Source organism: Marinovum sp. 2_MG-2023 (genome assembly GCF_030548265.1).
GTDB lineage: Bacteria > Pseudomonadota > Alphaproteobacteria > Rhodobacterales > Rhodobacteraceae > Marinovum.
In genome coordinates this window covers 1-25,782 of sequence record NZ_JAUOSD010000038.1, presented here as the reverse complement: position 1 = coordinate 25,782, position 25,782 = coordinate 1, and the positions used below count along the sequence as shown (strand labels likewise).

General features: G+C 61.2%; 27 protein-coding genes and 1 tRNA gene. 14 read left to right on the top strand and 14 right to left on the bottom strand.

The window, feature by feature from the left end; translation table 11 throughout:
- The 5 genes from Q4577_RS22380 to Q4577_RS22360 all read left to right on the top strand — a co-directional run.
- Positions 1 to 223: ABC transporter permease subunit (locus Q4577_RS22380; RefSeq protein ID WP_303567664.1), on the top strand; the 223-nt coding region annotated here is incomplete at its 5' end.
- Positions 220 to 1,182: an ABC transporter permease gene (locus Q4577_RS22375; RefSeq protein ID WP_303470815.1), complete on the top strand. Its 963-nt coding sequence runs from the start codon at positions 220 to 222 to the stop codon at positions 1,180 to 1,182. The genes Q4577_RS22380 and Q4577_RS22375, both read left to right, overlap by 4 nt.
- Before the next feature lie 3 nt (positions 1,183 to 1,185).
- Positions 1,186 to 2,181 (top strand): ABC transporter ATP-binding protein, encoded by a 996-nt coding sequence (locus tag Q4577_RS22370; RefSeq protein ID WP_244685090.1) that lies wholly within the window; start codon positions 1,186 to 1,188, stop codon positions 2,179 to 2,181.
- Entirely contained in the window at positions 2,178 to 3,233 is a 1,056-nt protein-coding gene (locus tag Q4577_RS22365) for an ABC transporter ATP-binding protein (RefSeq protein WP_303472618.1), read from the top strand. The genes Q4577_RS22370 and Q4577_RS22365 overlap by 4 nt, the downstream gene beginning before the upstream one ends.
- A gap of 1 nt (position 3,234) precedes the next feature.
- The gene (locus tag Q4577_RS22360) at positions 3,235 to 4,197 is read left to right on the top strand and encodes a LysR family transcriptional regulator (RefSeq protein WP_303472621.1); all 963 of its coding nucleotides are present in this window, start codon (positions 3,235 to 3,237) and stop codon (positions 4,195 to 4,197) included.
- A 193-nt stretch (positions 4,198 to 4,390) separates the two neighbouring features.
- Here the strand turns inward: Q4577_RS22360 and Q4577_RS22355 are convergent.
- A tRNA-Thr gene (locus Q4577_RS22355) sits at positions 4,391 to 4,465 on the bottom strand.
- 107 nt (positions 4,466 to 4,572) lie between these two features.
- On the opposite strand from Q4577_RS22355, the gene Q4577_RS22350 reads away from it, so the two are divergent.
- The 5 genes from Q4577_RS22350 (at position 4,573) to Q4577_RS22330 (ending at position 8,758) form a co-directional block, all read left to right on the top strand.
- Positions 4,573 to 4,752: a hypothetical protein gene (locus tag Q4577_RS22350; protein ID WP_244685105.1), complete on the top strand. Its 180-nt coding sequence runs from the start codon at positions 4,573 to 4,575 to the stop codon at positions 4,750 to 4,752.
- Positions 4,753 to 4,758: 6 nt separating this feature from the next.
- Positions 4,759 to 6,027 carry a UDP-N-acetylglucosamine 1-carboxyvinyltransferase gene (gene murA / locus Q4577_RS22345; protein ID WP_303472624.1) on the top strand — a complete coding sequence of 423 codons (1,269 nt, stop codon included), beginning with the start codon at positions 4,759 to 4,761 and terminating at the stop codon, positions 6,025 to 6,027.
- Complete coding sequence (locus Q4577_RS22340) at positions 6,024 to 6,509, top strand: DUF2948 family protein (RefSeq protein WP_303472627.1); 486 nt, start codon at positions 6,024 to 6,026, stop codon at positions 6,507 to 6,509. The genes murA and Q4577_RS22340 overlap by 4 nt, the downstream gene beginning before the upstream one ends.
- Before the next feature lie 71 nt (positions 6,510 to 6,580).
- On the top strand, positions 6,581 to 7,702 hold the full coding sequence (locus Q4577_RS22335; RefSeq protein WP_303567662.1) for a class I SAM-dependent RNA methyltransferase: 1,122 nt from the start codon (positions 6,581 to 6,583) through the stop codon (positions 7,700 to 7,702).
- A gap of 117 nt (positions 7,703 to 7,819) precedes the next feature.
- On the top strand, positions 7,820 to 8,758 hold the full coding sequence (locus tag Q4577_RS22330; RefSeq protein ID WP_244685114.1) for a 2-hydroxyacid dehydrogenase: 939 nt from the start codon (positions 7,820 to 7,822) through the stop codon (positions 8,756 to 8,758).
- 62 nt (positions 8,759 to 8,820) lie between these two features.
- Here Q4577_RS22330 and denD read toward each other — a convergent pair whose 3' ends face one another.
- Genes denD through Q4577_RS22300 form a run of 6 tightly spaced genes read right to left on the bottom strand, consistent with a single transcriptional unit; the run spans position 8,821 to position 14,894 of the window.
- The gene (gene denD, locus Q4577_RS22325) at positions 8,821 to 9,786 is read right to left on the bottom strand and encodes a D-erythronate dehydrogenase (RefSeq protein ID WP_303472632.1); all 966 of its coding nucleotides are present in this window, start codon (positions 9,784 to 9,786) and stop codon (positions 8,821 to 8,823) included.
- Entirely contained in the window at positions 9,783 to 10,700 is a 918-nt protein-coding gene (locus tag Q4577_RS22320; protein WP_303472633.1) for a sugar kinase, read from the bottom strand. Before Q4577_RS22320 ends, denD begins: the two co-directional genes overlap by 4 nt.
- Positions 10,700 to 11,851: a fumarylacetoacetate hydrolase family protein gene (locus Q4577_RS22315; protein ID WP_303472635.1), complete on the bottom strand. Its 1,152-nt coding sequence runs from the start codon at positions 11,849 to 11,851 to the stop codon at positions 10,700 to 10,702. The genes Q4577_RS22320 and Q4577_RS22315 overlap by 1 nt, the downstream gene beginning before the upstream one ends.
- A gap of 12 nt (positions 11,852 to 11,863) precedes the next feature.
- A complete protein-coding gene (locus Q4577_RS22310) occupies positions 11,864 to 13,243 on the bottom strand; it encodes an FAD-binding oxidoreductase (protein WP_244685132.1) in 1,380 nt (459 codons plus the stop codon).
- A 17-nt stretch (positions 13,244 to 13,260) separates the two neighbouring features.
- On the bottom strand, positions 13,261 to 13,863 hold the full coding sequence (locus Q4577_RS22305; protein ID WP_244685141.1) for a LysE family translocator: 603 nt from the start codon (positions 13,861 to 13,863) through the stop codon (positions 13,261 to 13,263).
- Positions 13,863 to 14,894 carry an L-idonate 5-dehydrogenase gene (locus Q4577_RS22300; RefSeq protein ID WP_303472639.1) on the bottom strand — a complete coding sequence of 344 codons (1,032 nt, stop codon included), beginning with the start codon at positions 14,892 to 14,894 and terminating at the stop codon, positions 13,863 to 13,865. The genes Q4577_RS22305 and Q4577_RS22300 overlap by 1 nt, the downstream gene beginning before the upstream one ends.
- 149 nt (positions 14,895 to 15,043) lie before the next feature.
- On the opposite strand from Q4577_RS22300, the gene Q4577_RS22295 reads away from it, so the two are divergent.
- Positions 15,044 to 15,805 carry an SDR family oxidoreductase gene (locus Q4577_RS22295; RefSeq protein WP_303472641.1) on the top strand — a complete coding sequence of 254 codons (762 nt, stop codon included), beginning with the start codon at positions 15,044 to 15,046 and terminating at the stop codon, positions 15,803 to 15,805.
- Positions 15,806 to 15,834: 29 nt separating this feature from the next.
- Entirely contained in the window at positions 15,835 to 16,752 is a 918-nt protein-coding gene (locus tag Q4577_RS22290) for an NAD(P)-dependent oxidoreductase (RefSeq protein WP_303472643.1), read from the top strand.
- A gap of 57 nt (positions 16,753 to 16,809) precedes the next feature.
- Here the strand turns inward: Q4577_RS22290 and Q4577_RS22285 are convergent, their stop codons facing one another.
- Genes Q4577_RS22285 through Q4577_RS22275 form a run of 3 tightly spaced genes read right to left on the bottom strand, consistent with a single transcriptional unit; the run spans position 16,810 to position 18,331 of the window.
- Positions 16,810 to 17,133, bottom strand: coding sequence for an AzlD domain-containing protein (locus tag Q4577_RS22285; RefSeq protein WP_244685156.1), 324 nt, complete (start codon positions 17,131 to 17,133; stop codon positions 16,810 to 16,812).
- Positions 17,130 to 17,843, bottom strand: a complete 714-nt coding sequence (locus Q4577_RS22280; RefSeq protein ID WP_303472645.1) for an AzlC family ABC transporter permease — start codon at positions 17,841 to 17,843, stop codon at positions 17,130 to 17,132. The genes Q4577_RS22285 and Q4577_RS22280 overlap by 4 nt, the downstream gene beginning before the upstream one ends.
- Complete coding sequence (locus Q4577_RS22275; protein ID WP_303472647.1) at positions 17,840 to 18,331, bottom strand: hypothetical protein; 492 nt, start codon at positions 18,329 to 18,331, stop codon at positions 17,840 to 17,842. Before Q4577_RS22275 ends, Q4577_RS22280 begins: the two co-directional genes overlap by 4 nt.
- A gap of 143 nt (positions 18,332 to 18,474) precedes the next feature.
- On the opposite strand from Q4577_RS22275, the gene Q4577_RS22270 reads away from it, so the two are divergent.
- Both Q4577_RS22270 and Q4577_RS22265 read left to right on the top strand, forming a co-directional pair.
- A complete protein-coding gene (locus tag Q4577_RS22270; RefSeq protein WP_303472649.1) occupies positions 18,475 to 20,256 on the top strand; it encodes an IlvD/Edd family dehydratase in 1,782 nt (593 codons plus the stop codon).
- An 82-nt stretch (positions 20,257 to 20,338) separates the two neighbouring features.
- Positions 20,339 to 21,073, top strand: a complete 735-nt coding sequence (locus Q4577_RS22265) for an SDR family oxidoreductase (protein WP_303472651.1) — start codon at positions 20,339 to 20,341, stop codon at positions 21,071 to 21,073.
- A 116-nt stretch (positions 21,074 to 21,189) separates the two neighbouring features.
- Here the strand turns inward: Q4577_RS22265 and Q4577_RS22260 are convergent, their stop codons facing one another.
- From Q4577_RS22260 to Q4577_RS22245, 4 genes are all read right to left on the bottom strand, one after another.
- Positions 21,190 to 22,104, bottom strand: a complete 915-nt coding sequence (locus Q4577_RS22260; RefSeq protein WP_303472653.1) for a DMT family transporter — start codon at positions 22,102 to 22,104, stop codon at positions 21,190 to 21,192.
- A 21-nt stretch (positions 22,105 to 22,125) separates the two neighbouring features.
- A complete protein-coding gene (locus Q4577_RS22255) occupies positions 22,126 to 22,866 on the bottom strand; it encodes an SDR family oxidoreductase (RefSeq protein ID WP_303472655.1) in 741 nt (246 codons plus the stop codon).
- A 157-nt stretch (positions 22,867 to 23,023) separates the two neighbouring features.
- Complete coding sequence (locus tag Q4577_RS22250; RefSeq protein WP_303472657.1) at positions 23,024 to 24,085, bottom strand: Gfo/Idh/MocA family protein; 1,062 nt, start codon at positions 24,083 to 24,085, stop codon at positions 23,024 to 23,026.
- A 106-nt stretch (positions 24,086 to 24,191) separates the two neighbouring features.
- Entirely contained in the window at positions 24,192 to 25,682 is a 1,491-nt protein-coding gene (locus Q4577_RS22245; protein ID WP_303472659.1) for a UxaA family hydrolase, read from the bottom strand.
- Positions 25,683 to 25,782: the final 100 nt, after the last annotated feature.

Here is a 25,782-nt window from a genome sequence, read left to right as displayed (position 1 = left end):
CCAGATCGGCACCATGGTGGCCTATACCATTCTGACCGAAACCGTGTTCAGCTGGCCCGGCATGGGGTCGATGTTCCTGGAGGCGGTGAACCGGGTCGATACCCCCCTGATCGTGGCCTATCTGATTGTGGTCGGGTTTATCTTTGTCATCACCAATACCATCGTTGATCTGATCTATGGTCTGGTCAATCCCACCGTCAAACTGTCGAGGATGGGCGCATGAGTGGTCAAACCGCAGAACCCGCTGTCATTGCCGCGCCACGCCCATCGCGTCTTCGGGCGGTGTGGGACAGCAAGATCGGCTATAACTTTCGCCGCAATCCGGTGGCGATCGTGTCGATGGCGATATTCCTGATCATCACCGGGTTGGCGTTTTTCGCGCCGCTGATCGCGCCCTATAATCCCTATGATCCGGCGCAGATCGACATCATGAACAGCGAATATCCCCCCAGCTGGGTGGCGGGGTCGCTGCCTGAGTTCTGGCTGGGCACCGATGATCAGGGCCGCGATTTGTGGTCAACGATCCTTTATGGCACGCGGCTGTCGATCATTATCGGTGTCTGTGCCGTGCTGGTGCAGGCGGTGCTGGGCATTTCGATCGGGTTGATTTCCGGCTATGTCGGGGGGCGCACCGACAGTATCCTGATGCGGCTGGCCGATATTCAGCTTTCGTTTTCGACGCTGATGGTCGCCATCATCTTTCTGGCACTGACGCAGGCGCTGTTCGGGTCCGAGGTGTTTGGCCGCTATGCGGTTGTCTTTCTGATCGCCGTCATCGGCGTGGCGGAATGGCCGCAATATGCCCGTACCGTGCGCGCCACCGTTCTGGCCGAGAAGAAGAAGGAATATGTCGACAGCGCCCGGGTGCTGGGCTTTGGTCCCGGTCGGATCATGCTGCGCCATATCCTGCCCAATTCAATGTCGCCGATTTTCGTGATTTCCACCGTACAGGTGGCAAATGCGATCATCTCCGAAGCCTCGCTCAGCTTTCTGGGGCTTGGTATGCCGCCAAGTCAGCCTTCGCTGGGCTCGCTTATTTCCTCTGGATTCGATTACATTCTGTCGGGCTCTTGGTGGATCACCGTGATCCCCGGTGTCGTGCTGGTGGTGTTGGTGCTGGTCATCAATCTTCTGGGCGATTGGATCCGCGATGTGCTTAACCCGAAACTCTATAGGGGCTGACCCATGACATTGCTCTCTGTTCGGGATTTGACCGTCAAATTCGCCACCCGCAACGAACCTGTGACCGCGTTGCACGGGATTTCCTTTGATATTGCCCAGGGCGAACGCGTTGGTGTGGTGGGCGAATCCGGTGCGGGCAAGTCGATCACCGGCTTTGCCCTGATGAACCTGTTGTCGAAACCGGGTTTTATCGACAGCGGTCAGATCCTGTTTGAAGGTCAGGACGTGACGCAAATGTCGGATCGTGCGGTGCGCAAGCTGCGTGGCAATCGCATGGCGATGATCTTTCAGGATCCGATGGTCACGCTGAACCCGGTGCTGACCATCGGCCAGCAGATGATTGAAACCCTGCGCGCCCATCGTCGCCTGTCTTATGACGAGGCGCGCCAGATTGCGCTGGTCAAACTCAAAGGCGTCTACATCCCGTCGCCCGAGGAGCGGCTGGATCAATATCCGCATGAGCTATCTGGCGGGATGCGCCAGCGGATCGTGATTGCCATTGCCCTGTTGCTGGATCCGCAGCTGATTATCGCGGATGAGCCGACAACCGCGCTGGATGTGACCATTCAGGCCGACATCATGGAATTGCTGCTGGAACTTTGCCGGTCGAACATGGTGGGGCTGATGCTGATCACCCATGATTTGGGTGTGGTCAGTCAGGTCACCGAGCGCACGTTGGTGATGTATGCCGGGCGGATCATCGAATCCGGCAAGACCCGTGCAATCATCAACGACCCCCAGCATCCCTATACCCAAGGGCTGATCAACGCGCTGCCACAGCAGACACCACCGGGCACGCGCCTGCGCCAGATCCCCGGTTCCATGCCGACGCTGTCGATGATGCCGTCGGGATGTCCGTTCAATCCGCGCTGTGAATTGGCCACCGATCTTTGTCGTGCCAATATGCCTGACATCACCCAGTTCGGCGAAGTGCAGGTCGCCTGTCACGAGGTGCAGCGCCTGCAAGCCGATCTGAACACTGCGGAGGCCGCACAATGAGCGAGACACAATCCGACAGCCCGCTTTTGCGGATCGAAAACCTGGAAAAGCGGTTTGATGTCGACAGCGGCTTTCTGGAAAGCCTGCGATTCCGTGGCGGGCGCATTCGACGCGAAACCCGTGCGGTGCATGCGGTCAACAACATCTCGTTTGATGTCAATCGCGGCGAGGCGGTCTGTGTCGTCGGCGAATCCGGCTGTGGGAAATCCACCGTCGCGCGGATGGTGGCCAATCTTCTGACGCCTTCGGGCGGCGAAATTCACTATGATGGCCAACGGATCGACACCCTTCACGGCAAGGCGCTGATGCCGATCCGTTCGAAGATCCAGATGGTGTTTCAAAACCCCTATGCCAGCCTCAACCCGCGCATGACCATTGGTCAGTCGCTGGAGGAACCGACAAAGTTTCACAATCCGACGCTGTCGAATGGCGATATTCGGGACAAGATCACCGGTGTGATGAAATCGGTGGGCATTGATCCGGCCTGGACCGCGCGCTATCCGCATGAATTGTCGGGCGGCCAACGCCAGCGGATTGCCATTGCGCGCGCGCTGACGGTTGACCCGGAATTCATTGTCGCGGACGAGCCGATTTCGGCGCTGGATGTGTCGATCCAGGCGCAGGTGCTGAACCTGATGCTGCAAATGCAGGAAGACCACGGGATCACCTATCTGTTCATCACCCATGATCTGAGCGTGGTGGAACATTTCGGCACCAAGGTTGTGGTGCTTTACCTTGGTTCGATCTGTGAGGTGGCCGATACCCGCACGCTGTTTGCCGCGCCAAAACACCCCTATACCAAGGCGTTGTTGTCCGCAGTGCCGCAATTGAAGGACGACAGCCCGAACCATATCCGGCTGAAAGGCGAAATTCCGACGCCGATCGACCTGCCGGATGGCTGTCCGTTCCAGACCCGTTGTCCGATGGCAAATGCCCGGTGTCGCGCGGAAAAACCCGCAGCGTTCCAACAGCCGGATGGCGCGATTGTGGCTTGCCACGCGGTTGAAGAAGGGCGATCAGAGCCCGGTGTGACGCTGCAAGAGGCCGTCTGACGTGGAATTCAACTGGCTTCGGGATTTCCTGTGCCTGGCCGCATCGCAAAGCTTTTCGCGCGCGGCAGAGGAACGCCATGTCAGCCAGCCGGCCTTTTCCCGTCGCATCCGCGCATTGGAGGCCGCGATTGGCGCGCAGCTGATCAACCGCGAAACCCTGCCGCTGAGCCTGACCCCGGCGGGCGAGGTTTTTCTGGGGCAGGCGCAGGTGATGTTGCGCACTTTGGAAGAAACCATCGAACGCTGTCAGGCGGCAGAGGTGGAGGACACCAATGTGCTGCGCCTCGCGGCCAGTCAGTCGCTTTATACCACCTATCACGGCAGTCATATTCAATCCCATGCCGATGAAGGCATGTTGAAGGTTGAACTGGCCTCGGTTGCCTGGCCGGCCGAAAAATTCGTTGCAGCCTTGCAGCAGGGCAGCTGTGATCTGATGCTGTGTTATTGGCATCCGGCGCTGAGCTTTCTGGCGCCATTGGCGCAAAAGACGTTTGATTACATCACCCTGGCGCGGGATGAATTTGTGCCCCTGTCCAAACCGGATGCAAATGGCGCGCCGGTTTTTCGTCTTCCCAATACGGAAAAATCCCGCGTGCCGCTGATTTCCTATGGGTCGGCATCGGTGTTGCGGCCGATGGTGGATGATCTTTTGTCGACCCACGCCGGGGCGGCCAAGACGCTTTTGGTCAGCCAGAATGCGCTGTCCAGTTCGGTCAAGGCGCTGATTCTCGAGGGATTCGGTCTTGGCTGGTTGCCTGCGCGTTTCTGTATCGCTGAATTGGAAAGCGGGGCGCTGGTGCCTGCGGGGGACGGGCGGTATGCCACGGACATTGAAATTCGCCTGTACCGGCGGCGCGACAATGACAAGCCGATGCTGCAACCGTTTTGGGATCGGCTGGGCGACGGTGCGGATGTGAATCGCCAAACCGACAGCGCCGCAAACACCAATACAGCCCGCCACTAACAGATGATCCAACATGTTTGGACGCAGGGCAAAGCGCCCTGTTGGCAAGCATTGTGGCCGACGGAATGATTCTGCCGGACGGGACATGAACATTCGCAAATCATTAGCCGGATCGGGATGCGTGGATCATCCCCGTGCGCCACCACTGTCGGTTGGCGTGGGTCAGGATCAAAGGCCAAACAGGGTCGGAAGATGGTGCTGCTGGAGAGAATCGAACTCTCGACCTCTCCCTTACCAAGGGAGTGCTCTACCTCTGAGCTACAGCAGCGCCGGATGCTGCAGTATGCCCCGCAGCGTGGCGGGTGATTAGACGCAATCGCGCGCCAGTGCAAGCGCAATCTGGACCCTTTTTCGCGCTTGGGTTACCAGTGGGCCATGACCCGTGATACCAACACCCAGGCAAATCGCCCAAAGTCCCGCAATGAAGCCCGCGAAACGCGGCTGAAAGCGGCATTGAAGGCCAATCTTGCACGGCGCAAGGCGCAAAGCCGGGCCCGGTCGGGGCCAAAAGCCGCGTCCAATGAGCAGACCGACCAGAGCGAACAGAAGGAATAACCAGGCATGGATTCGATTATCGTGACGGGCAATGGCCCGCTGAGCGGGCAGATCCCGATTGCCGGGGCGAAAAACGCCTGTCTCACGTTGATGCCGGCCACCTTGCTGAGCGAAGAACCGCTGACGCTGACCAATGCGCCGCGGTTGTCGGACATCAAGACCATGACCAGCCTGTTGCAGTCGCTGGGCGCAGAGGTCACCAGCCTGCAGGACGGTCAGGTGATCGCCATGTCGAGCCATAATATCGACAATGACACCGCGCATTACGACATCGTGCGCAAGATGCGGGCCTCGAATCTGGTGCTGGGGCCGATGTTGGCGCGGCTGGGGCGGGCGATTGTGTCGCTGCCGGGCGGTTGCGCCATTGGCGCGCGGCCAATGGATCTACATGTCGCCGCGCTTGAGGCGATGGGCGCGGAAATCGAGTTGAAAGACGGCTATCTGCACGCCAAGGCCCCCGGCGGGCTGAAGGGTGCGGTGCATGAGCTGCGGTTTGCCAGTGTGGGCGCCACGGAAAACACCGTGATGGCCGCGACGCTGGCAAAGGGCACAACCGTGCTGCGCAATGCCGCGCGTGAACCCGAGATCGTTGATCTGGTGCGATGCCTGCGCAAGATGGGCGCCCAGATCGAAGGCGAGGGCACGTCCGAGATCGTGATCCAGGGGGTGGACCGGCTGCATGGGGCGACCCATCCGGTGGTGACCGACCGGATCGAATTGGGCACCTATATGATTGCACCGGCCATTGCCGGCGGCGAGGTCGAGTGCCTGGGCGGTCGCATGGAACTGGTGGCGGCTTTTGCCGAAAAGCTGGACGAAGCCGGGATTTCGGTTGAGGAAACCGAAAAGGGGCTCAAGGTTGCGCGGCGCAATGATCGGGTGCGGGCGGTGAACGTCAAGACCGAGGTCTTCCCCGGGTTCCCGACCGACCTTCAGGCCCAGATGATGGCGCTGATGTGTACCGCCGAAGGCGAGTCGGTGCTGGACGAGACGATTTTTGAAAATCGGTTCATGCACGCCCCGGAACTGATCCGTATGGGCGCCGATATCGAGGTGCACGGCGGTCAGGCACGGGTGCGCGGGGTCGCGCGGCTAAAGGGTGCGCCGGTGATGGCCACCGATCTGCGTGCCAGCGTGTCCCTGATTCTGGCCGGTCTGGCGGCCGAGGGCGAAACCAAGGTCGCGCGGGTCTATCACCTGGACCGTGGCTATGAAAACCTTGTGCGCAAGCTGCGCGGGGTGGGGGCCCATATCGAACGGGTGGCCGACGAATGACCAAGTCACAGGACGCGACATTCGAAGATGGCCGCGAGGTGCCGCTTAATCTGGCGGCGCTGGATGCCGAGGATCTGACGGTTCTGTCGGCGCTGGCGCAGGATGCGGTGTTTCCGATCACTGAAATGCGCTGGCAGGCGCGTGCGCGCCGCTTTGCGCTGCTGATCAACCGCTTTCGCTGGGAGGATCTGCCCGCCGCCGAAAGACGCAAGCGCACGCCAGAGCGGGTGCAATCGCTGCTGGTGGTGCAGGACGTGATGCAGGTCGCCAGTCAGGGCATTGACCGGTCCGAGACCGACACGGTCCTGTCGCTGCTTGCGGTCACCTTTGGACCGGGCGAAGACGGCACCGGCGTGTTGGTGTTGACCTTGGCGGGGGACGGGGCGATCCGCCTCTCGGTCGAGGCGTTGGATGTCACGTTGAAGGATGTCACCCAACCCTATCTTGCCCCGTCGAAAAAGGCCCCGACACACCCGGAATAGGCGCGCGCGCATAAGGCGAACACTCCGCAATGGGCGGGGTGATCGCGTCACTCATTGGCCGGGACACCGAAATGGACACCGAATTCGAGATTTTTCTGGCCTGCGCGCCGGGGTTGGAACCCTTGCTGCGGGACGAGCTGCGCGATGCCGGCTTTGCCAATCCGCTGTGTGTGGCCGGTGGCGCGACTCTGCGGGGAGGCTGGCCCGATGTCTGGCGCGCCAATCTGGTGATCCGCGGCGCGTCGCGCGTGTTGGCGCGGATTGGCGAAATTCGGGTGATGCATCTGGCGCAGCTCGACAAACGGGCGCGCAAGATGGAATGGCGCGCGGTGCTGCGGGCCGATATTCCGATCAAGGTGGATGTCACCTGTCGCAAATCGCGGATTTATCATGCCAAGGCGGCGGCTGAACGGATCGAAGGCGCGCTGACGGCGGCGGGGCTGACGGTCAGCCCCCAGGCGCAGATGGTGCTGCGGGCGCGGATCGAGGATGATCTGTGCACTTTCAGCGTCGATACCTCGGGCGAGTTGCTGCATAAACGCGGTTTGAAATCCGGGATGGGCAAGGCCCCGATGCGGGAAAATCTGGCGGCGCTGTTTTTGCGGGCGGCCGGGTTTGACGGTACAATGCCGGTGGTGGACCCGATGTGTGGGTCCGGCACCTTTGTGATTGAGGCGGCGGAAATGGCCGCCGGGCTTTTCCCCGGGCGTGCACGTGCCTTTGGTTTTGAAAATCTGGCGACCTTTGACCGTCCGGCCTGGGATGTGATGCGCGCCGAAGCCCCAAAGGGCCGGGTGCCGATGCCCGTGCTCCAGGGGCCCGTATTCCAGGGCTCTGACCGGAACGAAGGGGCGGTGGCAATGGCGCGGCAGAATGCCGAACAAGCGGGCGTCGCCGACAGTTGCAGCTTTGCCCATCACGCCGTCAGCGACATGGCGCCGCCTGAGGGGCCAAAGGGGTTGGTGATGGTCAACCCGCCCTATGGTGGGCGCATTGGCAACAAGAAGCTGCTTTATGCGCTCTACGGTTCTTTTGGCAAGGTTCTGAAAGAGCGCTTTCGGGGCTGGCGCGTCGGGATTGTCACCAGTGAGGCCGGCCTGGCGCGGGCCACGGGGCTGGGGCTTGCGGCGGGGCCGGTGGTGGATCACGGCGGCATCCGGGTGCGGCTGTATCATGGGCGTGTCTCGGGCTGAGCGGCGTTGGACCCCGCGCGGAAATTTTTGGTATACCATTTTCCGGGCTGATGTGGCATGTCAGGACAAGCCGGGCGCGTGCGCCCCTGTCCACGTCATCGAAAATGGGAGAGTTTTATGAGCAAGGTATTGGCCATCGGGCCGTATAGCGCCAGCGAAGCTGAAGCACATGGTGCTGCGCTGGAGTGTGTATTCCTGGATGGTCCCGACGCGGTGTCGGGCCTGGATCAGGCGACACGCGATGGCGTTGTCGCGGTCGCATACAAAGGGCATCACCCCTTTGGCGCCGCCGAAATGGACCTGTTGCCGAACCTGGGCGTCGTGGCGAATTATGGCGTCGGATATGATGCCATCGACGTGGTTGCCGCGGATGCGCGCGACATCAAGGTGACAAATACACCCGGCGTTCTGAACGATGATGTGGCGGATCTGGCCGTGGCCATGTGGCTGATGCAGGGCCGCGAGATGGAGCAGGCCTCGGCCTGGGCGCGGGACGGGAAATGGGCGGGGGAAAGCCCCTATCGTTTGAACCGCAAGGTCAGCGGCGCAAAGGTCGGCGTTGTCGGTCTGGGCCGGATTGGCCGCGAAATCGCCGATCGTCTGGCGGCGTTCAAGACCGAAATCCACTATCACGCGCGGTCGGAAAAAGAGACCCCGGGCTGGACCTATCACGCGGATGTCGTGTCCCTGGCGGGAGCGGTCGACTTTCTGTTCATCGCCTTGGTTGGCGGGCCGGAAACCGAAAACTATGTCTCGAAAGAAGCGATCGCGGCATTGGGCCCGCGCGGTGTGATCGTCAATATTTCGCGCGGTTCGACCGTGGACGAAGGGGCGATGCTGGATGCGCTGGAGGCCGGTGAATTGGCCGGGGCGGGATTGGATGTGTTCCTGAACGAGCCGGATATCGACAAGCGGTTTTACGATCTGCCCAATGTGGTGATCCAGCCGCATCAGGGCTCTGGCACACATGAAACCCGCGCGGCGATGGCCCAATTGCAGCGCGACAACGTGTCGGCGTTTCTGGCCGGTGAGGCGCTGAAAACGCCGGTAAACTAAGCGCAAACGCGTTTTTCGAAATTAGGGTGAGGCCCCGGCACATTGGCCGGGGCCGCGCCGTATCAGGCGGCGGGTTTGTCGTCTTCCAGATAGTAGCGGATATTGTCCTGAAAGCTTTCATCGGCGCTCAGGCCAAGTTTCAGCGATTTTTCCGGGCGCAAATCAAACCGCCAGCCTTTGACGATGGCCTGAATGTCGGGCTGTGCCTCCCACCGGATCAGCTTGGCCGGTTCCGGGCCTGCCACGGCGGTCATCGCTTCGATCAACTGGCCAATGGTCCACATCCGCCCCGGCATCATCATGCAGCGGTTCTGGCCCAGATCTTCGGCTTGCAGCTCTGCGCTCTTGATCAGGTTTTCCACACATTTGCGCAGGCTGAGATAGTAATGCGGGAAATCGGCATCCACTGGGCAGATCGCCTCTTGCCCGTTCAGCGGTTCGCGCAAAATGGACGACATGAAGGAGGACGCCGCGCGGTTGGGTTTGCCCGGTCGCACGGAAATTGTCGGCAAGCGGAACCCGCGCCCGTCAATGAACCCCTTGCGCGAGAAATCATTGACCAGCAATTCGCCCATCGCCTTTTGCGCGCCATAAGAGGTTTGCGGGTTGAGGAAGCTGTGATCGACAATCGGGTCCGGCACTTCGCCGCCATAGACCGCGATGGAGGAGGAGAAGACCACAACCGGTTTGGTGCCCAACTCGCGGCAGCGTTGCAGCACGTTCAGCGGGCCGAACAGGTTGATGTTCATGCCGTCGTCGAATTCTTCTTCCGCATGGGCCGAGACCACAGCCGCCAGAAGATAGATCACATTGATGTCTGCGGTGATGCAGGCCGCCACCGACGCGGGGTCGGTGATGTTACAGCGGGTGGTCGCAACCGGCACATTGCCCGCGACCGGCGCGGGATCAACGATGTCGGCCAGGGTGATCTGTGCAATTTCCTGTCCGCGCAGGGTGCCACGGTTGGCCAGTGACTGCGCCAGCCGTTGGCCGACGACGCCGCCACCGCCAATGATTAGTACATTCATGAAAACGTTCCCTTTTCAAATATTTCCGGCACCAGGGCGCCGCGCGCCTGAATGACCTGGGCGGCCAGCGCCATGGCGCGGTCGGCCGCGTCGTCCAGGCTGTGGCCGGTGGCCAGCGACGCCAGCAGACCGGCGGCAAAGCTGTCGCCGGCGGCGGTGGTGTCGACCGGGGTCACCGATTGCGGTTGATGGGTGGTGGTGCCGGTTTCCTGGCTCCAGACCGTAAGGGGGTTGCCGCCATCCTTGACCGCGATCAACGTTGCACCGCCATCGCGATAACGGGTGATAGTGTCCGCCGGGGTCGCATCGCCAAACAGCGCGGTTTCTTCGTCAAAAGAGGGCAGCACCACATCCGCCACCGAAGCGCCCAGCGTCAGGCCGGTGCGCATCGCCTCTTCGCTGCCCCAGAGTTTGGGGCGCAGATTGGTGTCAAAGGCGATCTTTGCCCCCGCCGCCCGCGCCCGTGCCAGAACATCGCAAAAGGTCTGGCGCTGATCGGGGGGCAAAATCGCCAGCGTAATACCGGAAAAATGGATGACGTCACGGTCTTTGGTGATCTGTTCCAGCCAGGCCGGGTCTTCTGCCATTGCCCGCGCCGCCGATTGCCCGCGCCAGTAAGAGAAGCTGCGCTCGCCATCCTGAAGCGAAATCATGTAGAGTCCGACGGTGCGGTCCGCCAGCCGCCGCATGGCCGAGGTGTCGACCCCGTGGCTTTCGATGAAAGCGGCCATTTCGTTCGACACGGCATCATCGCCAATGCAGGAGCCATAGCCGACGGTCCAATCCTGCGGCAAAAGCTGGCGGGCATACCAGGCGGTGTTAAAGGTATCACCGGCAAACCCAAGGCGGCACAGGTCCCCCTCTGCCGGGGCGATTTCAACCATGCATTCGCCAAGCGCCAAAAAAGAAGCCATTACAACATCCCCCGTCCAGCCAGATTTCGCATCAGAGCGGCGCTGCCAAAGGTCCATTCGCCGCATTCAGTAGAGAGCCGCACCGTGTTTTTCAGGGCACCAAGCGCGGGTTCGGTGATTGTGACCACATCGCCGATATGATGGGTAAACCCCTGGCCCGGGGCGTCGCGGTCCTTGATCGGGGCGAACATCGTGCCAAGAAACAGGAAGAAGCCGTCGGGGTATTGGTGGTGGCGTCCGATTGTCTGGCTGACCAACGAGGCCGGATCGCGGCTGATCTTGGTCATGGAGGACGCGCCATCCATGACAAAACCGTCTTCGCCTTCGACCTTCATGCTCAGCTCGGCGCGGCGCACATCGTCCAGACCGTAGCTGTCATCAAACAGGCGGACAAACGGCCCGATCGCACAGGAGGCGTTGTTGTCCTTGGCCTTGCCCAGCAGAAGGGCGGAACGGCCCTCGACATCGCGCAGGTTGACGTCATTGCCCAGCGTCGCGCCGCAGATTTCGCCACGTGAATTGACCGCCAGCACGATTTCGGGTTCCGGGTTGTTCCAGTTCGACACCGGGTGCAGGCCGACGGAGGCACCCCAGCCGACAGCGGCCATGGGTTGCGATTTGGTGAAGATCTCGGCGTCGGGGCCGATGCCAACCTCAAGGTATTGCGACCAGAGCCCCTCTTTCAGCAGCACCGATTTGACCTGCATCGCCTGATCCGAACCGGGTTCGATGCCCGACAGGCTGTCACCGATCACGGCACCGACCTTGGCACGGATCTGTTGCGCGCGGTCGGCGTCGCCGGCGGCCTGTTCCTCGATCACGCGTTCGACCATGCTTTCGGCGAAGGTCACGCCAGAGGCCTTGATCGCCTGAAGATCGGCGGGCGCAAGGAAATGCAGGCTGTCGTCACCCGCGCCATCGTCAGAGGCGGCCACGAGGTCGGCCAGAGTGGCAAGTTCTTCGCCGATGGCGGCGCGCACATGGGCCGCCGGATCGTCCAGTTCCAACAGGTCGCGCATGGTGGGCGCGGCCGGGTTGGTGATATCGACAATTGTTTCGCCGCGCAGGGTGACCAGGGCCGGACCGATGCCGGGCCGCCAGACGCGGCCGACAAATGTCGCTTTGGGATCTGGGTTGGAATGGGGAAGCATCTCGGTCTCCGTTCACATGTTGCCCGGCGGCAAAAGCTTGCCGGGGTTCAGGATATTCTTGGGATCATAGGCGGTTTTGATGGCCCGCATAAAGGCCAGCGCCGGGCCGTGTTCACGCGCCATATAGGCCTGTTTGCCGATGCCGATGCCATGTTCGCCGGACACTGTGCCGCCCAGGGCCAGCGCCATGTCGTTCAAATCGTTCACGAAACCTTTGACGATTTTCAACGCCTGCGGGTCATCGGGGTCAACGCGCACGCCGCAATGGAAGTTGCCGTCGCCGACATGGCCGACAATGGAACAGGTCAGGCCCAGAGCGCGGGATTTCTGTTGCGCGCTGGTCACCGCTTCGGCCAGTTTCGAAATCGGCACACAGACATCGGTGGACAGCGTCCGCTTGCCCGGCTCCAGCGCCTGGGTGGCGTAATGCGCGCCGTGGCGCATCGCCCACAGCCGGTTGCGGTCCTCGGGTTTTTCCGCGTGGACAAAGCCGGTGACGCCAAAGTCTTCGGCGATTTCGGCAAAATTGGCGGCCTGTTCGGTCACCGCAGCGGGCGAGCCGTGAAATTCAAGAAAAAGATGTGGTTTTTCCGGCAGACCCGCATTTGCCTGAAGGTTGAAACCCCGCACCATCATCTCGTCTACCAATTCGATCCGCGCCATGGGGATGCCGGATTGGATGGTCACAATCACGCAGTTCACCGCATCCTCGATACTGTCAAAACGACAGGTCGCGGCGCGGACCGCTTCGGGCTGGCCCTGAAGCCGCAGGGTGACCTCGGTCAGGATGCCAAGCGTGCCTTCGGAGCCAACCAAAAGATGGGTCAGATCGTAACCCGTGGCCGATTTGCGCGCCTGAGAGCCGGTGCGAATGATGCTGCCATCGGCCATCACGGCCTCGAGCGCCAAAACGTTTTCGCGCATGGTGCCATAGCGCACCGCCGTTGTGCCGCTGGCGCGCGTCGCGGCCATCCCCCCGATCGAGGCATTGGCGCCGGGATCAATCGGGAAAAACAGCCCCGTGGCGCGCAGGTCGGTATTCAGCGCCTCGCGGGTGATACCGGGTTGCACCACGCAATTCAGATCCTCGGCATTGATCGCCAGCACCTGATTCATCCGGTTCATGTCCAGACTGATCCCTCCGTGGATCGCCAGATGCTGCCCCTCAAGCGAGGAGGCCGCAGCAAAGGCCGTGATCGGGCAATCATGGGTGTTACAGATGCGGACAATCTCGGCCACCTCGGCGGTGGTTTCGGGGTATGCGACCGCATCCGGCAGGGCCTGGGCATAATATGCTTCGTTTTGCGCATGTTGGTCCAGGTGGCTGTCGGATGTGGCAAGCCGATCACCCAACAGGGTGCGTAGCGCGGAAATGGCGGCATCATGGGGCATGTTTGGGTGTACCTTCGTCAGTTCAAAAAGCCGGTCGCCGACAGGATGGCCAGCGCAACAACGCCCAGCATCGCCAGCGCCATGGCATAATTTATCATCCGCTGCGTGGTGTCCGGCAGGTTCAGGCGGTGCAATGCCACCCCAGCCCAAAGCCAACCCAGATGGAGCGGAATCCAGATCGCGTTCATGATCACCAGTTTCACACCGGTTTCAACCGCCAGACTGGCCGGATAGAACGCAAATCCGGTGATCAGGGCGGTGTTGACGGCATAGGCCTTTGGGTTGATTGCCTGCAACAACAGGCCGGCGCCGATCCCGGGCGGCGATTTCGCCTCGATAAAGGCAATGCGCGACCCGGCAAAGGCGATGCGCCCGGCGAGATACAGCAGGTAAGCGACAGAGGCGATCATCAACACTTCGCGCAGGCCCGGCACCGACAGCACCAGGGCCGCAAGGCCGGTGATCACCGCCAGCGCCACAAGGTTGGTGCCAATGCACAGGCCGGTGACATAGGTCAGGCCGGGACGGAACCCATAGGCCGCCCCAACCCCGGCGGTGGACAACACGCCGGGGCCGGGGGTGATGATCAGCAACAAGACAGCAGCGGCAAATGTCAGCATCAGGCGAAGTCCAGCTGCACTTTCATAGATTGCGATTTGTCGCTGGCGGTGGCAAAGGCGCTGGCAAATTCGGCCAGCGGGAAGGTATGGGTCAGCAGCGGTGCCGGGTCGATCAGACCCTTCTGCATCAGTTGCACCGCCACGGCGAATTCTTCGTGAAAGCGGAAGGATCCGCGCAGGTCCAGCTCTTTGGCGGTCAGCGCCATCATCGGCAGCGACATGTCACCGGACAGGCCCAGTTGCACGATGATGCCACGCGGGCGCAGCGCCGCGATGCCTGCGGCCAGTGCCGGTTGTGCGCCGGAACATTCAAACAATACGTCCAGCTGGCCTTTGCCGGTGCAATAGGGGGCCAGCGCATCGGGGGTTTCCAGGGTGTTCAACACCACATCGGCCCCGGCGGATTTGGCGAACGTCAATGCCGGTGCGTTGATGTCACAGGCGATGATCTCTGCGGCGCCGGCCCGACGGGCGGCCATGATCGCCAGAACGCCGATCGGGCCACAGCCGGTGATCAACACCCGCCGCCCCAGCATTTCACCGGCACGGCGCACGGCGTGCAAGCCAACCGAAAGCGGTTCTGCCATCGCGGCCTGGGCCGGGGTCAGACCATGGGCGGGCACGCATTGGCTTGCCTTGGCGACCAGCATCTCGCGGAAGGCGCCCTGAATATGGGGGAATGGCATCGCCGAGCCATAAAACGCCATGTTCAGACATTGATTGGCCAATCCGCGCTGGCATTCGCTACAGGTGCCACAGGGCCGCGACGGCGACACAGCCACCAGATCGCCCTCTTGTAACCCGGTGACCCCGGCGCCAAGCGCGGCAACAACGCCGGACACTTCATGCCCAAGCACCATGGGTTCGCGCAGCCGCACCGGGCCGAAACCGCCGTGATTGAAATAATGCAGGTCAGAGCCGCAAATGCCGCCCCGCGCCAGTTTGACACTGACCTCGCCCTCGCCCGGCGTTGTTTCGTCAAATGAGGATAGCCGCAGATCATGCGCCCCATGGGCAAATAGTGCCTTCATCTCTTCCCTCGAAAGTTGATTTTCGCGATGCGCGGATGGCACCTTGATTCGACGCCAGAATGGTATACCATTTTCCATGAAGCGGGTCTTGGCCCGGATTGTCAACCGCGTCGGCTTGTGCGGTGGGCAGATTGGACTTGGGAGAATACATGTCACTTTTCGACCTGACGGGCCGGACGGCCTTGATTACCGGATCTTCGCTGGGGATTGGCAATGCGCTGGCAAAGGGGCTGGCGGATGCGGGCGCGCGTATCGTGATGAATGCGCGCAACGCCGACAGGCTGGCAGAGGCGGCGGATACGTTGCGCGCCACCGGGGCCACCGTTGATACGCTGGCCTTTGATGTCACCGATGCCAAGGCGCTGGGCGCGGCGATTGATGCCTATGAGGGCGAAGTCGGCGCAATCGACATTCTTATCAACAATGCCGGCATGCAGCACCGCACCCCGCTGGAGGATTTTCCGCCAGAGATGTTCGACAAGCTGATGCTGACGAATGTGAATTCGGCGTTTTATGTGGGCCAGGCGGTCGCGCGGCACATGATCACCCGCAAGGCCGGCAAGATCATCAATATCGCCAGCGTTCAGGCGGCTTTGGCGCGTCCCGGCATTGCGCCCTATACCGCAACAAAGGGCGCGATTGCCAATCTGACCAAGGGTATGGCCACCGATTGGGCCAAATACGGGCTGAACTGCAATGCGATTGCACCGGGGTATTTCGACACGCCGCTGAACGCCGCACTGGTGGCGGATCCCGAGTTTTCCGCATGGTTGGAAAAACGCACGCCCGCCGGGCGCTGGGGCCAGGTTGAGGAATTGGTCGGCGCGGCGGTGTTCCTGTCGTCCCCGGCGGCCAGTTTTGTGAACGGCCATACGCTTTATGTCGATGGCGGAATTACAGCCAGCCTGTAACAGCTGGATCATTTCAGGAGGATTTGACGATGACGAAACCTGTTATCGGCTTTATCGGGGTTGGCCTGATGGGCCACGGTATGGCCAAGAATATTCTTGAGGGCGGCTATTCGCTGGTGATCAAAGGCAACCGCAACCGCGTGCCGGTGGACGATCTGGTTGCACGTGGCGCCACCGAAGTGGCCACCCCGCGCGAGATGGCGGCGGCCTGTGACATCATCCATATCTGTCTGTCGAACTCACCGCAGGTGGAAAGCGTGATGCAGGGCGAGGATGGGATCCTGGCGGGGATGAAACCCGGTCTGATCGTGATCGACGCCACCACCGCTGACCCTGTGTCGACGATGAAACTGGCCGCAGAGTTGAAAGCCAAGGGCGGTGCCATGGTGGATGCGCCGCTGGGCCGCACGCCAAAAGAGGCAGAGTCGGGCGAATTGGATGTCATGGTGGGCTGTGACGACGAAAACTGGGACGATGTGCGCCCGTTGATCGAATGCTGGGGCGGCAATATCAACCGCATCGGCCCGGTGGGCAGCGGTCACAAGATGAAGCTGATCATGAATTTCATCTCGATGGGCTATGCATCGCTTTATGCCGAGGCGACCGTTCTGGCGGCCAAGGTCGGCGTCAGCCCGCAAAACGTCCAGCAGGTGATCGGCACGTCGCGGCTGGGCAACGGCTTTTTCGACACCTTCATGAAATACACCGTCGACCGGGACAGGGACGCCCATAAATTTGCCATCGCAAATGCCAACAAGGATGTGCGTTACGTCAACAACATGGCCAATGATGCCGGGGTGATGAATGTCATGGCCTCCGCGGTGAAGCATTATTTCACCCATATCGAAGCCGCGGGCCATGGCGGTGATTATGTTCCGATGATCAGCGATCATATTGCACGGCTGAACGGCATGGACATGGCGGAAGAGGTCAAAAAAGGCGCCTAGCCTGAGCGCCCTTATCCGCCTTTGCAGGCGTCTGCGGGTGTCGGCCCGCAGATGCATTCACCCCAGCAGGAACTGTAGCGCATAGAGTGTGCCCATCCCGGCCACAATCGCGCCCACAACCGACACCCGCATCCCAATCACAAAGGCCGCCAAAGCGGCAATGACGCGCACGGGATCGGTGACGCCGCCGGTTGCCTCTGGCCACAGGACCAAAGGGGTGACCAGCGCCGGAAACACCGCAACGCCGACATATTTCAGATGCAACAGCGCCCAATCCGGCAAGGTGCGCCCGCCAAACAGACCGAGAAAAGAAAATCGGATCAAAAACGTCCCGATGCCAAGACAGATGGTCAAAGCCCAGAAGGCGGTATCGGAAATCATGTGACATCCTTTGGCTTGCGCCGTTTCAGGAACAACTCTGCCTGCGCCCCGGCCATCATCGCCAGAAGCGCCGCAACGATCAGTCCCAGGCTCCAGGGCAGGCCGGAAAACACCACCGAAGCCCCGGCCGCCACAGCCGCCGCAATCACATGCGGCAGCGAGCGGATCAGCGGCGCGGTCAAGGCAATGAAGCAGATCGGCACCGCGAAATCCAGCGACAGGGCCGGGGGAATGGCCTGCCCCAGCAGCGCGCCGATCAGGGTGCAGCCATACCAGAACGGACAGATCAGCATCATGCAGCCGAAGTAGTAGGCGACCTTGTTTGTCTGTGACATCAAGGGGTTGTCTTCGTAATGTTTGACCGCAACGGCAAAGGCCTGATCGACCATCAAATAGGCCATCAACGCCCGTGTCCCCAGCCGCGCGTGGCCGATATGCGGCACCAGAGCGGCGGAATACATCGCCATGCGCAGATTGACCGCCAGCGCCGCCAACAGGGCGATGAACACCGGGGCCTGATCCTGAAGCAGGGCGAGGGCGGTGAATTGCGACGCGCCGGCAATCACCAGCACCGACATCGACATGGTTTGCAGGATGTCCAACCCGGCATCGCGTGCCACCACACCAAACAAAATGGAATAGGGTATAACGATCAGGGTGAAGGGCGCACAGTCAATATAACCGCGCCAGAACGCCGCCCGCGGCGTCATCGGAGGCCGCGCGATTGCAGGCGCAATTTGGCATAGGACAGCCCCATGGTGGTGGCGGTACAGGTGGATTTCTGGACATTGATCCTCTCGCTGCTGGTGTCACCCAGCAGGGCCAGTTCCTGGACCCGGTCGCATTGCAGAAGACCCGAAAGCACGTCGTATTTGACTTCGATCTCGGAAATATCGGCGATTTGTGCCTGATCGGTGTCCTGCACCTTTGTGCGGATGTCGGCCAATGTGGTGCGGATTGCTTCGGACCAGATGTCATTGGCTTTGACCAGACAAAGGGTGGCCGCCGCCGGGGCCTTTTCCGCCTGATAATTGCTGCATTCCGATTGCTCGGCCTGGACACAGGCCAGCGCGGGGGCGTTGGCCGCGATCTGGGCCTCAAGGCATTGATGGAAATTGTCGAGATTGACCTCGGCCTGTGCCGGCCCCGCCAAAAAGGCGACAAGACCTAGCCCCCGAAATAGTGCTGAAACTGCCATTGGCGTGCTCCTCTGCCAAAACGGACGTTGTGCCGCCGAATTGCTCTTGCATTTGGTATACCAAATGTCGAAGTTGTCACAAGACCGGAGTCGCGTTGTGACGAACTCTGGAATGAAGCCAGACCTATTGGGAGGATCAAGCCATGAGTGACACACGCGCCAACAAACGATTCCGTTCGCAGGAATGGTTCGACAACCCCAACAATCCGGGCATGACGGCGCTCTATGTCGAACGTTATCAGAATCAGGAATACACCCGCGAGGAATTGCAGGGCGGCCATCCGGTGATCGGCATCGCCAATACCGGCAGCGATCTTGCGCCCTGTAACAAGATCCACGTGTTCCTGATGGATCGGATCAAGGCCGGCATTCGCGCGGCGGGCGGCATTCCGATGGAATTCCCGGTGCATCCGATTCAGGAAACCGGCAAACGGCCCACCGCCGCGCTGGACCGCAACCTTGCCTATCTGTCGCTGGTCGAGGTGCTGCATGGCTATCCGCTGGACGGTGTTGTGCTGACCACCGGCTGTGACAAGACAACGCCGGCCATGTTGATGGGTGCGGCCACGGTCGATATTCCGGCGATTGCGCTGAATGGCGGGCCGATGCTGGATGGTTGGTGGAAAGGCAAACGCGCCGGCAGTGGCACGATCGTCTGGGAAAGCCGCCGTTTGCTGGCCGAAGGCAAGATCGACTACGAAGAATTCATGAGCCGGGTTTGTTCATCCGCGCCGTCGCTGGGCCATTGCAATTCCATGGGCACCGCCAGCACGATGAACGCCATGGCCGAAGCGCTGGGCATGTCGCTGACCGGCAATTCGGCAATTCCGGCGCCGTTCCGGGAACGTATGGCAATGGCCTATGAGACCGGAAAACATATCGTGCAAATGGTTCTGGATGACCTGAAACCATCCGATATCCTGACGCGCGAAGCGTTCGAAAACGCGATTGTGGTCAATTCCGCCATCGGCGGCAGCACCAATGCCCCGCCGCATCTTCAGGCGATTGCCCGTCATGCCGGGGTCGAATTGAACGTCAAGGATTGGGAAACCATCGGCTTTGACGTGCCGTTGCTGGTCAACATGCAGCCCGCTGGCGAATATCTGGGCGAAAGCTTCTTCCGGGCTGGCGGTGTGCCGGGCGTGATGGGGGAATTGATGAAGGCCGGTCGCATCCATGAGGGTGTGATGACCGCCACGGGCAACACCATGGGGGCGAACCTGGCCGGGGTGGAAAGCGAAGATACCGAGGTCATCAAAACCTATGACGCGCCAATGCGTCCGAATGCGGGTTTCAAGGTGCTGTCGGGCAATCTTTTTGACTCGGCCCTGATGAAAACCTCGGTGATTTCGGAAGATTTCCAAAATCGGTTCCTGAGCGAGCCGGGCAGCGAAGGCATCTATGAGGCGCGCGCCGTGGTGTTCGAAGGCCCCGAGGATTACCATGACCGGATCAATGATCCCGCGCTCGAGATCGACGAACGTTCGATCCTGTTTGTGCGGAATGTCGGATGTGTGGGTTACCCCGGGTCTGCCGAAGTGGTGAACATGCAGCCGCCAGATGCGCTGATCAAACAGGGGATCAACCATTTGCCCACCGTGGGCGATGGGCGGCAATCGGGCACGTCCGAAAGCCCCTCGATCCTCAATGCCTCGCCCGAGGCCGTGGTCGGCGGTGGTCTGGCCCTGTTGAAAACCGGCGATACGGTGCGGCTGGATCTTGGTGCATCGCAGATGAATGCCCTGGTCGATGACGCGGAATGGGCGGCGCGGCGGGCCGAATGGACCGCGCCGGAGTTGCATCATCAGACCCCCTGGCAGGAAATCTATCGCAAACACGTCGGCCAATTGGCCGATGGCGGCTGTCTGGAGCTTGCGACAGCCTACAAACGTGTGGCGCGCGAATTACCGCGAGACAATCACTGACCGGTTCGGTCAAGCAACAACATTTGCGCGGCAAGAGGTTTCAAAGGCTCTTGTCGCGCAAATGACAAAGAGGGAACAAGACATGAAGAGCATTATCATTACCGGCGGCGGTGGCGGCATTGGCAAGTCCTGCGCCGAGGTTTTTTTGAATGCCGGCTGGCGGGTTGGCCTTGTGGGTCGCCGCCCCGAACCGCTGGAAGAGATGGCCGCAGCGCATGAGAACGTGCTGGCCCTGCCGTGTGACGTGACCAACGAGGCCGAGGTCGATGCGGCCTTTGACAAGGCGGTTGCCACATGGAGCCGGATTGACGCGTTGTTCAACAATGCCGGCGTGTCGGTAAGCGGTGCGACCATTGACGAGGTTTCGGTGGATGACTGGCGGCGCTGCATCGACATCAACCTGACCGGCAGTTTCATTTGCGCCCGTGCGGTCTTTGCCCGGATGCGGGCCCAGGATCCCCAGGGTGGGCGGATCATCAACAATGGTTCGGTTTCGGCCTATGTGCCGCGGTGGGGGTCGTCGCCCTATACCGCGTCGAAACACGCCATCACCGGGTTGACCCGGTCGATCTCGCTTGATGGGCGGGCGTTCAACATTTCCTGTGGTCAGATCGACATCGGCAATGCGCTGACCGATATGGCGCGCAAAATGACCAAGGGCGTGCCCCAGGCCGATGGGTCGATTGCCGTGGAGCCGGTGATGGATGTGGCCAATGTGGCCTCTTCGGTGCTGCATATGGCGAGCTTGCCACCAGAGGCGAATGTGCAGTTCATGACCGTCATGGCACCGCATATGCCCTATATCGGTCGCGGGTAACCTGCGGCAGCCGGGCCTGTCCCGAACCAAAAGAAAACGGGCACATCCCAGTCTGGGGATGTGCCCGTTGTCGTTTGTGCCCGTTGTCGTCTGTGACGGCTGTCGTTCTGCGGGGGTTACCGGGTTGAGGGCACAGGCCGGCGCACCCGCCCGCGCACCGCGCGTTCCCGTTGCCAGATATAAAGCCCCGATGCGATGATGATGCCGCCGCCCCCGAGGGTCCAGATTGTTGGCCAGGTGGCGAACACCAGAATGCCCGCCGCTGCGGCGGAAAAGATCTGAATATAGATCACCGGCGCAAGCAGGGAGGCATCGGCCAGGCGATGGGCAATCGTGGCACAGATATGCCCACATGCGCCAAATACACCGATAATGGCAAAGACCAGCCATGTGGTTGTGTCCGTGGGCCAATGCCAATCCGCCAGCGCAAACGGCAGGATGGCAATGGCGGCAATGCCGCTGGACCAGATCTGCTGGGTTGCATTGCCTTCGACCCCGGCCAACAGGCGGGTCATCACAAAATACATCGACGCCATCACCAGCGCCCCAAGCGACAGGATCATGGCGGGGTGAAATTCCGCGCCCCAGGGCTGCATCACCACAATGACGCCGAAAAACCCGACACAGACCGCTATGATCCGGCGCAACCCGACCTTTTCACCCAGGATCGGGATCGCCAGCAATGTGACCACCACCGGACCGGCAAACATGATTGTCGTGGTCACGGTGATTGGCAGATATTGCAGCGCGGTAAAGTTCAGCGCCGTACTGCCCAGCAAGAACGCCGAGCGCAGGAATTGCTTGCCCGGGCTGTTGGACACCAGCGCCGATCGACCTTCTTGCGGCAGATAGACCACCAAGGCCACCAGCAGGTGCCCCATGTAGCGGGCAAACACCACCTGAAGCGCGGGGATGCCCGCCAGAATCAGCCATTTGGCCGAGGTGTCGATACAGGTGAAAAACATCACCCCCAGCGCCATCCAAAGTACGCCAGAGGTCGATTTGTCTTCGCGGGGGATTGGGGTGCTCAAATCTCTGTCTCTTTTCGCGCTTCAGGTTGTGGTGCCGCCGTCGATGGCGACGCATTGGCCGGTCATGTATTTCGCCTCGTCCGAGGCGAGGAACGCCGCGAGCCCGGCAATTTCGTCGGCCTGTCCCAGCCGCCGCATCGGTTGGCGGGCAATGAATTCGCGCAGGGCGGTGTCATAATCCCCCGTGGCGCGTAAACGGTCCTGCAGGCTGGGGGAATCGACGGTGCCGGGCGCGATGCAATTGCAGCGAATGCCAAGAGTGACATAGTCACAGGCCACGGATTTGGTCAATCCGATCACCGCCGCCTTTGAGGTGCTATAGATAAAGCGGTTGGGAAAACCTTTGAGCGACGAGGCGACAGAGGCGATATTGATGATCGCCCCGCCGCCGCGTTCCACCATTCCGGGCAGGACGGCCTGAATGGCGTGAAACTGGGACCGCACGTTCAGATCCATGGCAAAATCGAACTCTGCATCCGTCGCTTCGGCAATTGTGCCGGCGTGTACGTAGCCGGCACAATTGATCAGGATGTCCGGCGCGGCGGCGGTGATCGCGGATTGCAGGGCGTCCTTGTCCAGTACATCCAGGGCAAATGTGGCATGGGGGCCTGTGGTCTGATCTTTAAACAGATTTGCCAACAGGTCGGCGTCACGGTCGGTGGCTGTCACCTCTGCGCCATCACGGGCAAAGCGCTGGGCGATGGCGCGCCCGATGCCCTGACCTGCTGCGGTGATGAATGTCTTTTTGCCCTGCAATCCCATGGTCTGTCCTTTCAAAATTGGTTTGGGTCGATGTCTTTTGCGACATCAGACCGATATGTCTGTTTCACGGGCCCAAGGCGTGCGAAGCGCGGGCATGTGCCTTGCCGCCGAGTTTCGGTCAGGCCCGGGTCTTTCTGTCAGGCACCCAGTCTTTCGGTCAGGCACCCGTGTAATCGCCGGGCACCGCATCGGCGGCAATTGTGCGGCCGACATGCCCGGACAGCGCGGCGGCCAAGGTGATTTCCATTGCGGCAATGCCATCCGCCCCAGTGCAAAGGACATCGTCCTCGGCACCGTCGACAACAGCCGCAAAGCGGTCAATTTGCTGCAACAGCGGGTCGACCTTGGCAAAGCGCGGGCCCGGCGTCGCGGTCAAGGGTTTCGACCATTCAATCTCGCCAGATCCGGAGCGGCCCCAATGGGTGAGCGAGGGGAATTCCAGCGCGCCCTCGGTGCCGGTGATGCGGATGTAATCCTGATGAGAGGTGGCAATCGCCGGGTTTTCGCCGGTGCCCGCCTCGAAAGACCAGGGGGACGCCCCGGCGTCCGAGATCAGGAAGGAGCCCAAGGCGCCATTTTCAAAGCGAAAGGCCAGGGCGGCGGTGTCTTCGATTTCGAACCCGCGCCGGGCCGACGACAAAAGCGCAGTGGCCTCTGTCATATTGCCGACAAGGAAACGCAGCAGGTCGATTTCATGGGTCAGATTGGTCAACAACGGACCGGCGCCGGGTTTGCGCCGCCAATCGACATCATAATATGTGTTGTGTTTGCGCAGGGACCAGAAGCCCTGCACGCCAACCAGATCGCCAATCTGTTGCAGGGCATCACGGGCCGCCAGGCTGAACGGGTGACAGCGCCGATGATGGCCGGTGAACAACGCCACACCGGCCGCATCCGCCGCAGCCACAAGCGAACGCGCGGTGTCGAGCGTGGCGGCGACGGGTTTTTCGACGATCACCGCCCAACCGCGATCAATTGCAGCCAAAGCCGAGAGATGGTGATCCTGCGTCGGTGTCGCCACGATGGCGGCGCGGGTGTGGGCCGGCACCTCTTCGAGGCTGGCCACCATGGGCAGCCCATCCTGCGCCAGCTTTTCACGCAGCGGGGCAAAGGGTTCGACCACTGCGGTCAGGTTCACCAGATCAGAAAGTTGCGCGACCTCGATATGGCGCTGGCCGATAGAGCCGGCGCCAATCACGCAAAGCGGCAATTGCGTCACGGGCATCCCCCCGATGGAATTTGCAAAGACCCGAGAGGGTTTTGGGCGGCAGGGGCAGGGCCGGGGCCGGGGGTAAGGGTAGGGACAGGGGTTGGGGCGCGCTGCATCACATCACCGCGCCGATCTGCCATGGGACAAATTCATAGTCGCCCAGACCCTGGGCTTCGGATTTGGTTTTCTCGCCCGAGGCCATGCGCAGCCACATCTCATAGATTTCGCGACCGACCTCTTCGACACTGGTGCCTTCGGTCAGAACCCGGCCGGCGTTGACATCCATGTCTTCGCGCATGCGGTTGAACATTTCGGTGTTGGTTGCGACCTTCATGGATGGCGAGGGTTTCGCGCCAAAGGCAGAACCGCGCCCGGTGGTGAAACAGACAAGATTGCAGCCGCTGGCGATCTGGCCGGTCACGCTGGCGGGGTCATAGCCGGGGCTGTCCATGAAGGTGAAGCCCTTGGCCGTCACCGGCTCGGCGTATTTATAGACGCCCATCAACGGCGTGGTGCCGCCCTTGGCGGCGGCGCCAAGCGATTTTTCCAGAATGGTGGTCAATCCGCCCTTTTTGTTGCCGGGGCTGGGGTTGTTGTCCATGCTGCCCTTGTTGCGTTCGGCGTAGTCTTCCCACCAATCGATCAGACCGATCAGCTTGTCGCCAATCTCGCGCGTTGCGGCGCGGGCCGTCATCAGGTGTTCCGCGCCATAGATTTCCGGGGTTTCCGCCAGAACGCCGGTGCCGCCCTGCGCCACCAGAAGATCACAGGCATAGCCAACCGCCGGATTGGCGGTGATGCCCGACCAGGCGTCGGAGCCGCCGCATTGCAGCGCGACCATCAGCTCTGATGCCGGGCATTCCTCGCGCTCGGCCTGATTGACCAATGGCAACATGGTTTCGATCTTCTTGATCCCGAGATCGACGGTCTTGCGCAGCCCGCCGACGTCCTGAATGTTCATCGTCTGGAAAAACGGTCCCGGCGTCAGGCCGTAGGATTCGATCAGCCAGTCGATCTGCATCATTTCGCAGCCAAGGCCGGCCATCAGCACGCCGCCGATATTGGGGTTGCGGGCATAGCCCCAAAGCACGCGTTGCAGCGCCTCGAATCCGGTGCCGTCCCCGCCCATGGCGCAGCCGGTGCCATGCACAAAGGCAACCACACCATCGACATTGGGATAGGCGGCCAGTTTTTCATCGGTGAAATGCTGGGCGATCAGCCGCGCGGCGGTGGCGGAACAATTGACCGAGGTCAGAACGGCAATGAAGTTTCGTGTGCCGACCCGGCCTGTGCTGCGGCGAAATCCCTGAAACGTGTCGATCCGGGTGGCCGGTTCGACAGGGCGCAGGTTGGTGGAAAACTCGTATTCCGCATCGACATTGCGGAATTCGAGATTGTGGGTGTGGACATGGGCGCCTTTGGCGATGTCGTCGGCGGCATAGCCAATGATCTGGGCGTATTTTGTCACCGGCGTGCCCTTGGCGATGTCATCGGTGGCCATCTTATGGCCGCGCGGGATCAGTTGTGTCGCGCCTTCGGTGCCGATTTCAAGCGGGGTGATGGCGGTGACGACATTGTCGGAAGGGGACAGGCGGACAGTGTTCATCTTTGGCTTTCCTATTGGTAGAAGCGGGGGGGGGGGGGGCCGGCCCCCCCCCCCCCGGTGTTGGGACTTAAATGAGGCGGGGGGCCGGGCCGCCGCGGGG

Bases quoted from the DNA above. Each gene is read 5' to 3' on its own strand.
- Q4577_RS22285 (WP_244685156.1), bottom strand. From the start codon at position 17,133: ATGATTTCCGATACCGCCTTCTGGGCTTTGACCATCTGTCTTGGCATC.
- Q4577_RS22315 (WP_303472635.1), bottom strand. From the start codon at position 11,851: ATGCTTCCCCATTCCAACCCAGATCCCAAAGCGACATTTGTCGGCCGC.
- Q4577_RS22295 (WP_303472641.1), top strand. From the start codon at position 15,044: ATGTCACTTTTCGACCTGACGGGCCGGACGGCCTTGATTACCGGATCT.
- Q4577_RS22245 (WP_303472659.1), bottom strand. From the start codon at position 25,682: ATGAACACTGTCCGCCTGTCCCCTTCCGACAATGTCGTCACCGCCATC.
- Q4577_RS22265 (WP_303472651.1), top strand. From the start codon at position 20,339: ATGAAGAGCATTATCATTACCGGCGGCGGTGGCGGCATTGGCAAGTCC.
- murA (WP_303472624.1), top strand. From the start codon at position 4,759: ATGGATTCGATTATCGTGACGGGCAATGGCCCGCTGAGCGGGCAGATC.
- denD (WP_303472632.1), bottom strand. From the start codon at position 9,786: ATGAATGTACTAATCATTGGCGGTGGCGGCGTCGTCGGCCAACGGCTG.
- Q4577_RS22300 (WP_303472639.1), bottom strand. From the start codon at position 14,894: ATGAAGGCACTATTTGCCCATGGGGCGCATGATCTGCGGCTATCCTCA.
- Q4577_RS22335 (WP_303567662.1), top strand. From the start codon at position 6,581: ATGGACACCGAATTCGAGATTTTTCTGGCCTGCGCGCCGGGGTTGGAA.
- Q4577_RS22305 (WP_244685141.1), bottom strand. From the start codon at position 13,863: ATGCTGACATTTGCCGCTGCTGTCTTGTTGCTGATCATCACCCCCGGC.
- Q4577_RS22280 (WP_303472645.1), bottom strand. From the start codon at position 17,843: ATGACGCCGCGGGCGGCGTTCTGGCGCGGTTATATTGACTGTGCGCCC.
- Q4577_RS22365 (WP_303472618.1), top strand. From the start codon at position 2,178: ATGAGCGAGACACAATCCGACAGCCCGCTTTTGCGGATCGAAAACCTG.
- Q4577_RS22270 (WP_303472649.1), top strand. From the start codon at position 18,475: ATGAGTGACACACGCGCCAACAAACGATTCCGTTCGCAGGAATGGTTC.
- Q4577_RS22275 (WP_303472647.1), bottom strand. From the start codon at position 18,331: ATGGCAGTTTCAGCACTATTTCGGGGGCTAGGTCTTGTCGCCTTTTTG.
- Q4577_RS22310 (WP_244685132.1), bottom strand. From the start codon at position 13,243: ATGCCCCATGATGCCGCCATTTCCGCGCTACGCACCCTGTTGGGTGAT.
- Q4577_RS22340 (WP_303472627.1), top strand. From the start codon at position 6,024: ATGACCAAGTCACAGGACGCGACATTCGAAGATGGCCGCGAGGTGCCG.
- Q4577_RS22375 (WP_303470815.1), top strand. From the start codon at position 220: ATGAGTGGTCAAACCGCAGAACCCGCTGTCATTGCCGCGCCACGCCCA.
- Q4577_RS22290 (WP_303472643.1), top strand. From the start codon at position 15,835: ATGACGAAACCTGTTATCGGCTTTATCGGGGTTGGCCTGATGGGCCAC.
- Q4577_RS22255 (WP_303472655.1), bottom strand. From the start codon at position 22,866: ATGGGATTGCAGGGCAAAAAGACATTCATCACCGCAGCAGGTCAGGGC.
- Q4577_RS22320 (WP_303472633.1), bottom strand. From the start codon at position 10,700: ATGGCTTCTTTTTTGGCGCTTGGCGAATGCATGGTTGAAATCGCCCCG.
- Q4577_RS22370 (WP_244685090.1), top strand. From the start codon at position 1,186: ATGACATTGCTCTCTGTTCGGGATTTGACCGTCAAATTCGCCACCCGC.
- Q4577_RS22350 (WP_244685105.1), top strand. From the start codon at position 4,573: ATGACCCGTGATACCAACACCCAGGCAAATCGCCCAAAGTCCCGCAAT.
- Q4577_RS22330 (WP_244685114.1), top strand. From the start codon at position 7,820: ATGAGCAAGGTATTGGCCATCGGGCCGTATAGCGCCAGCGAAGCTGAA.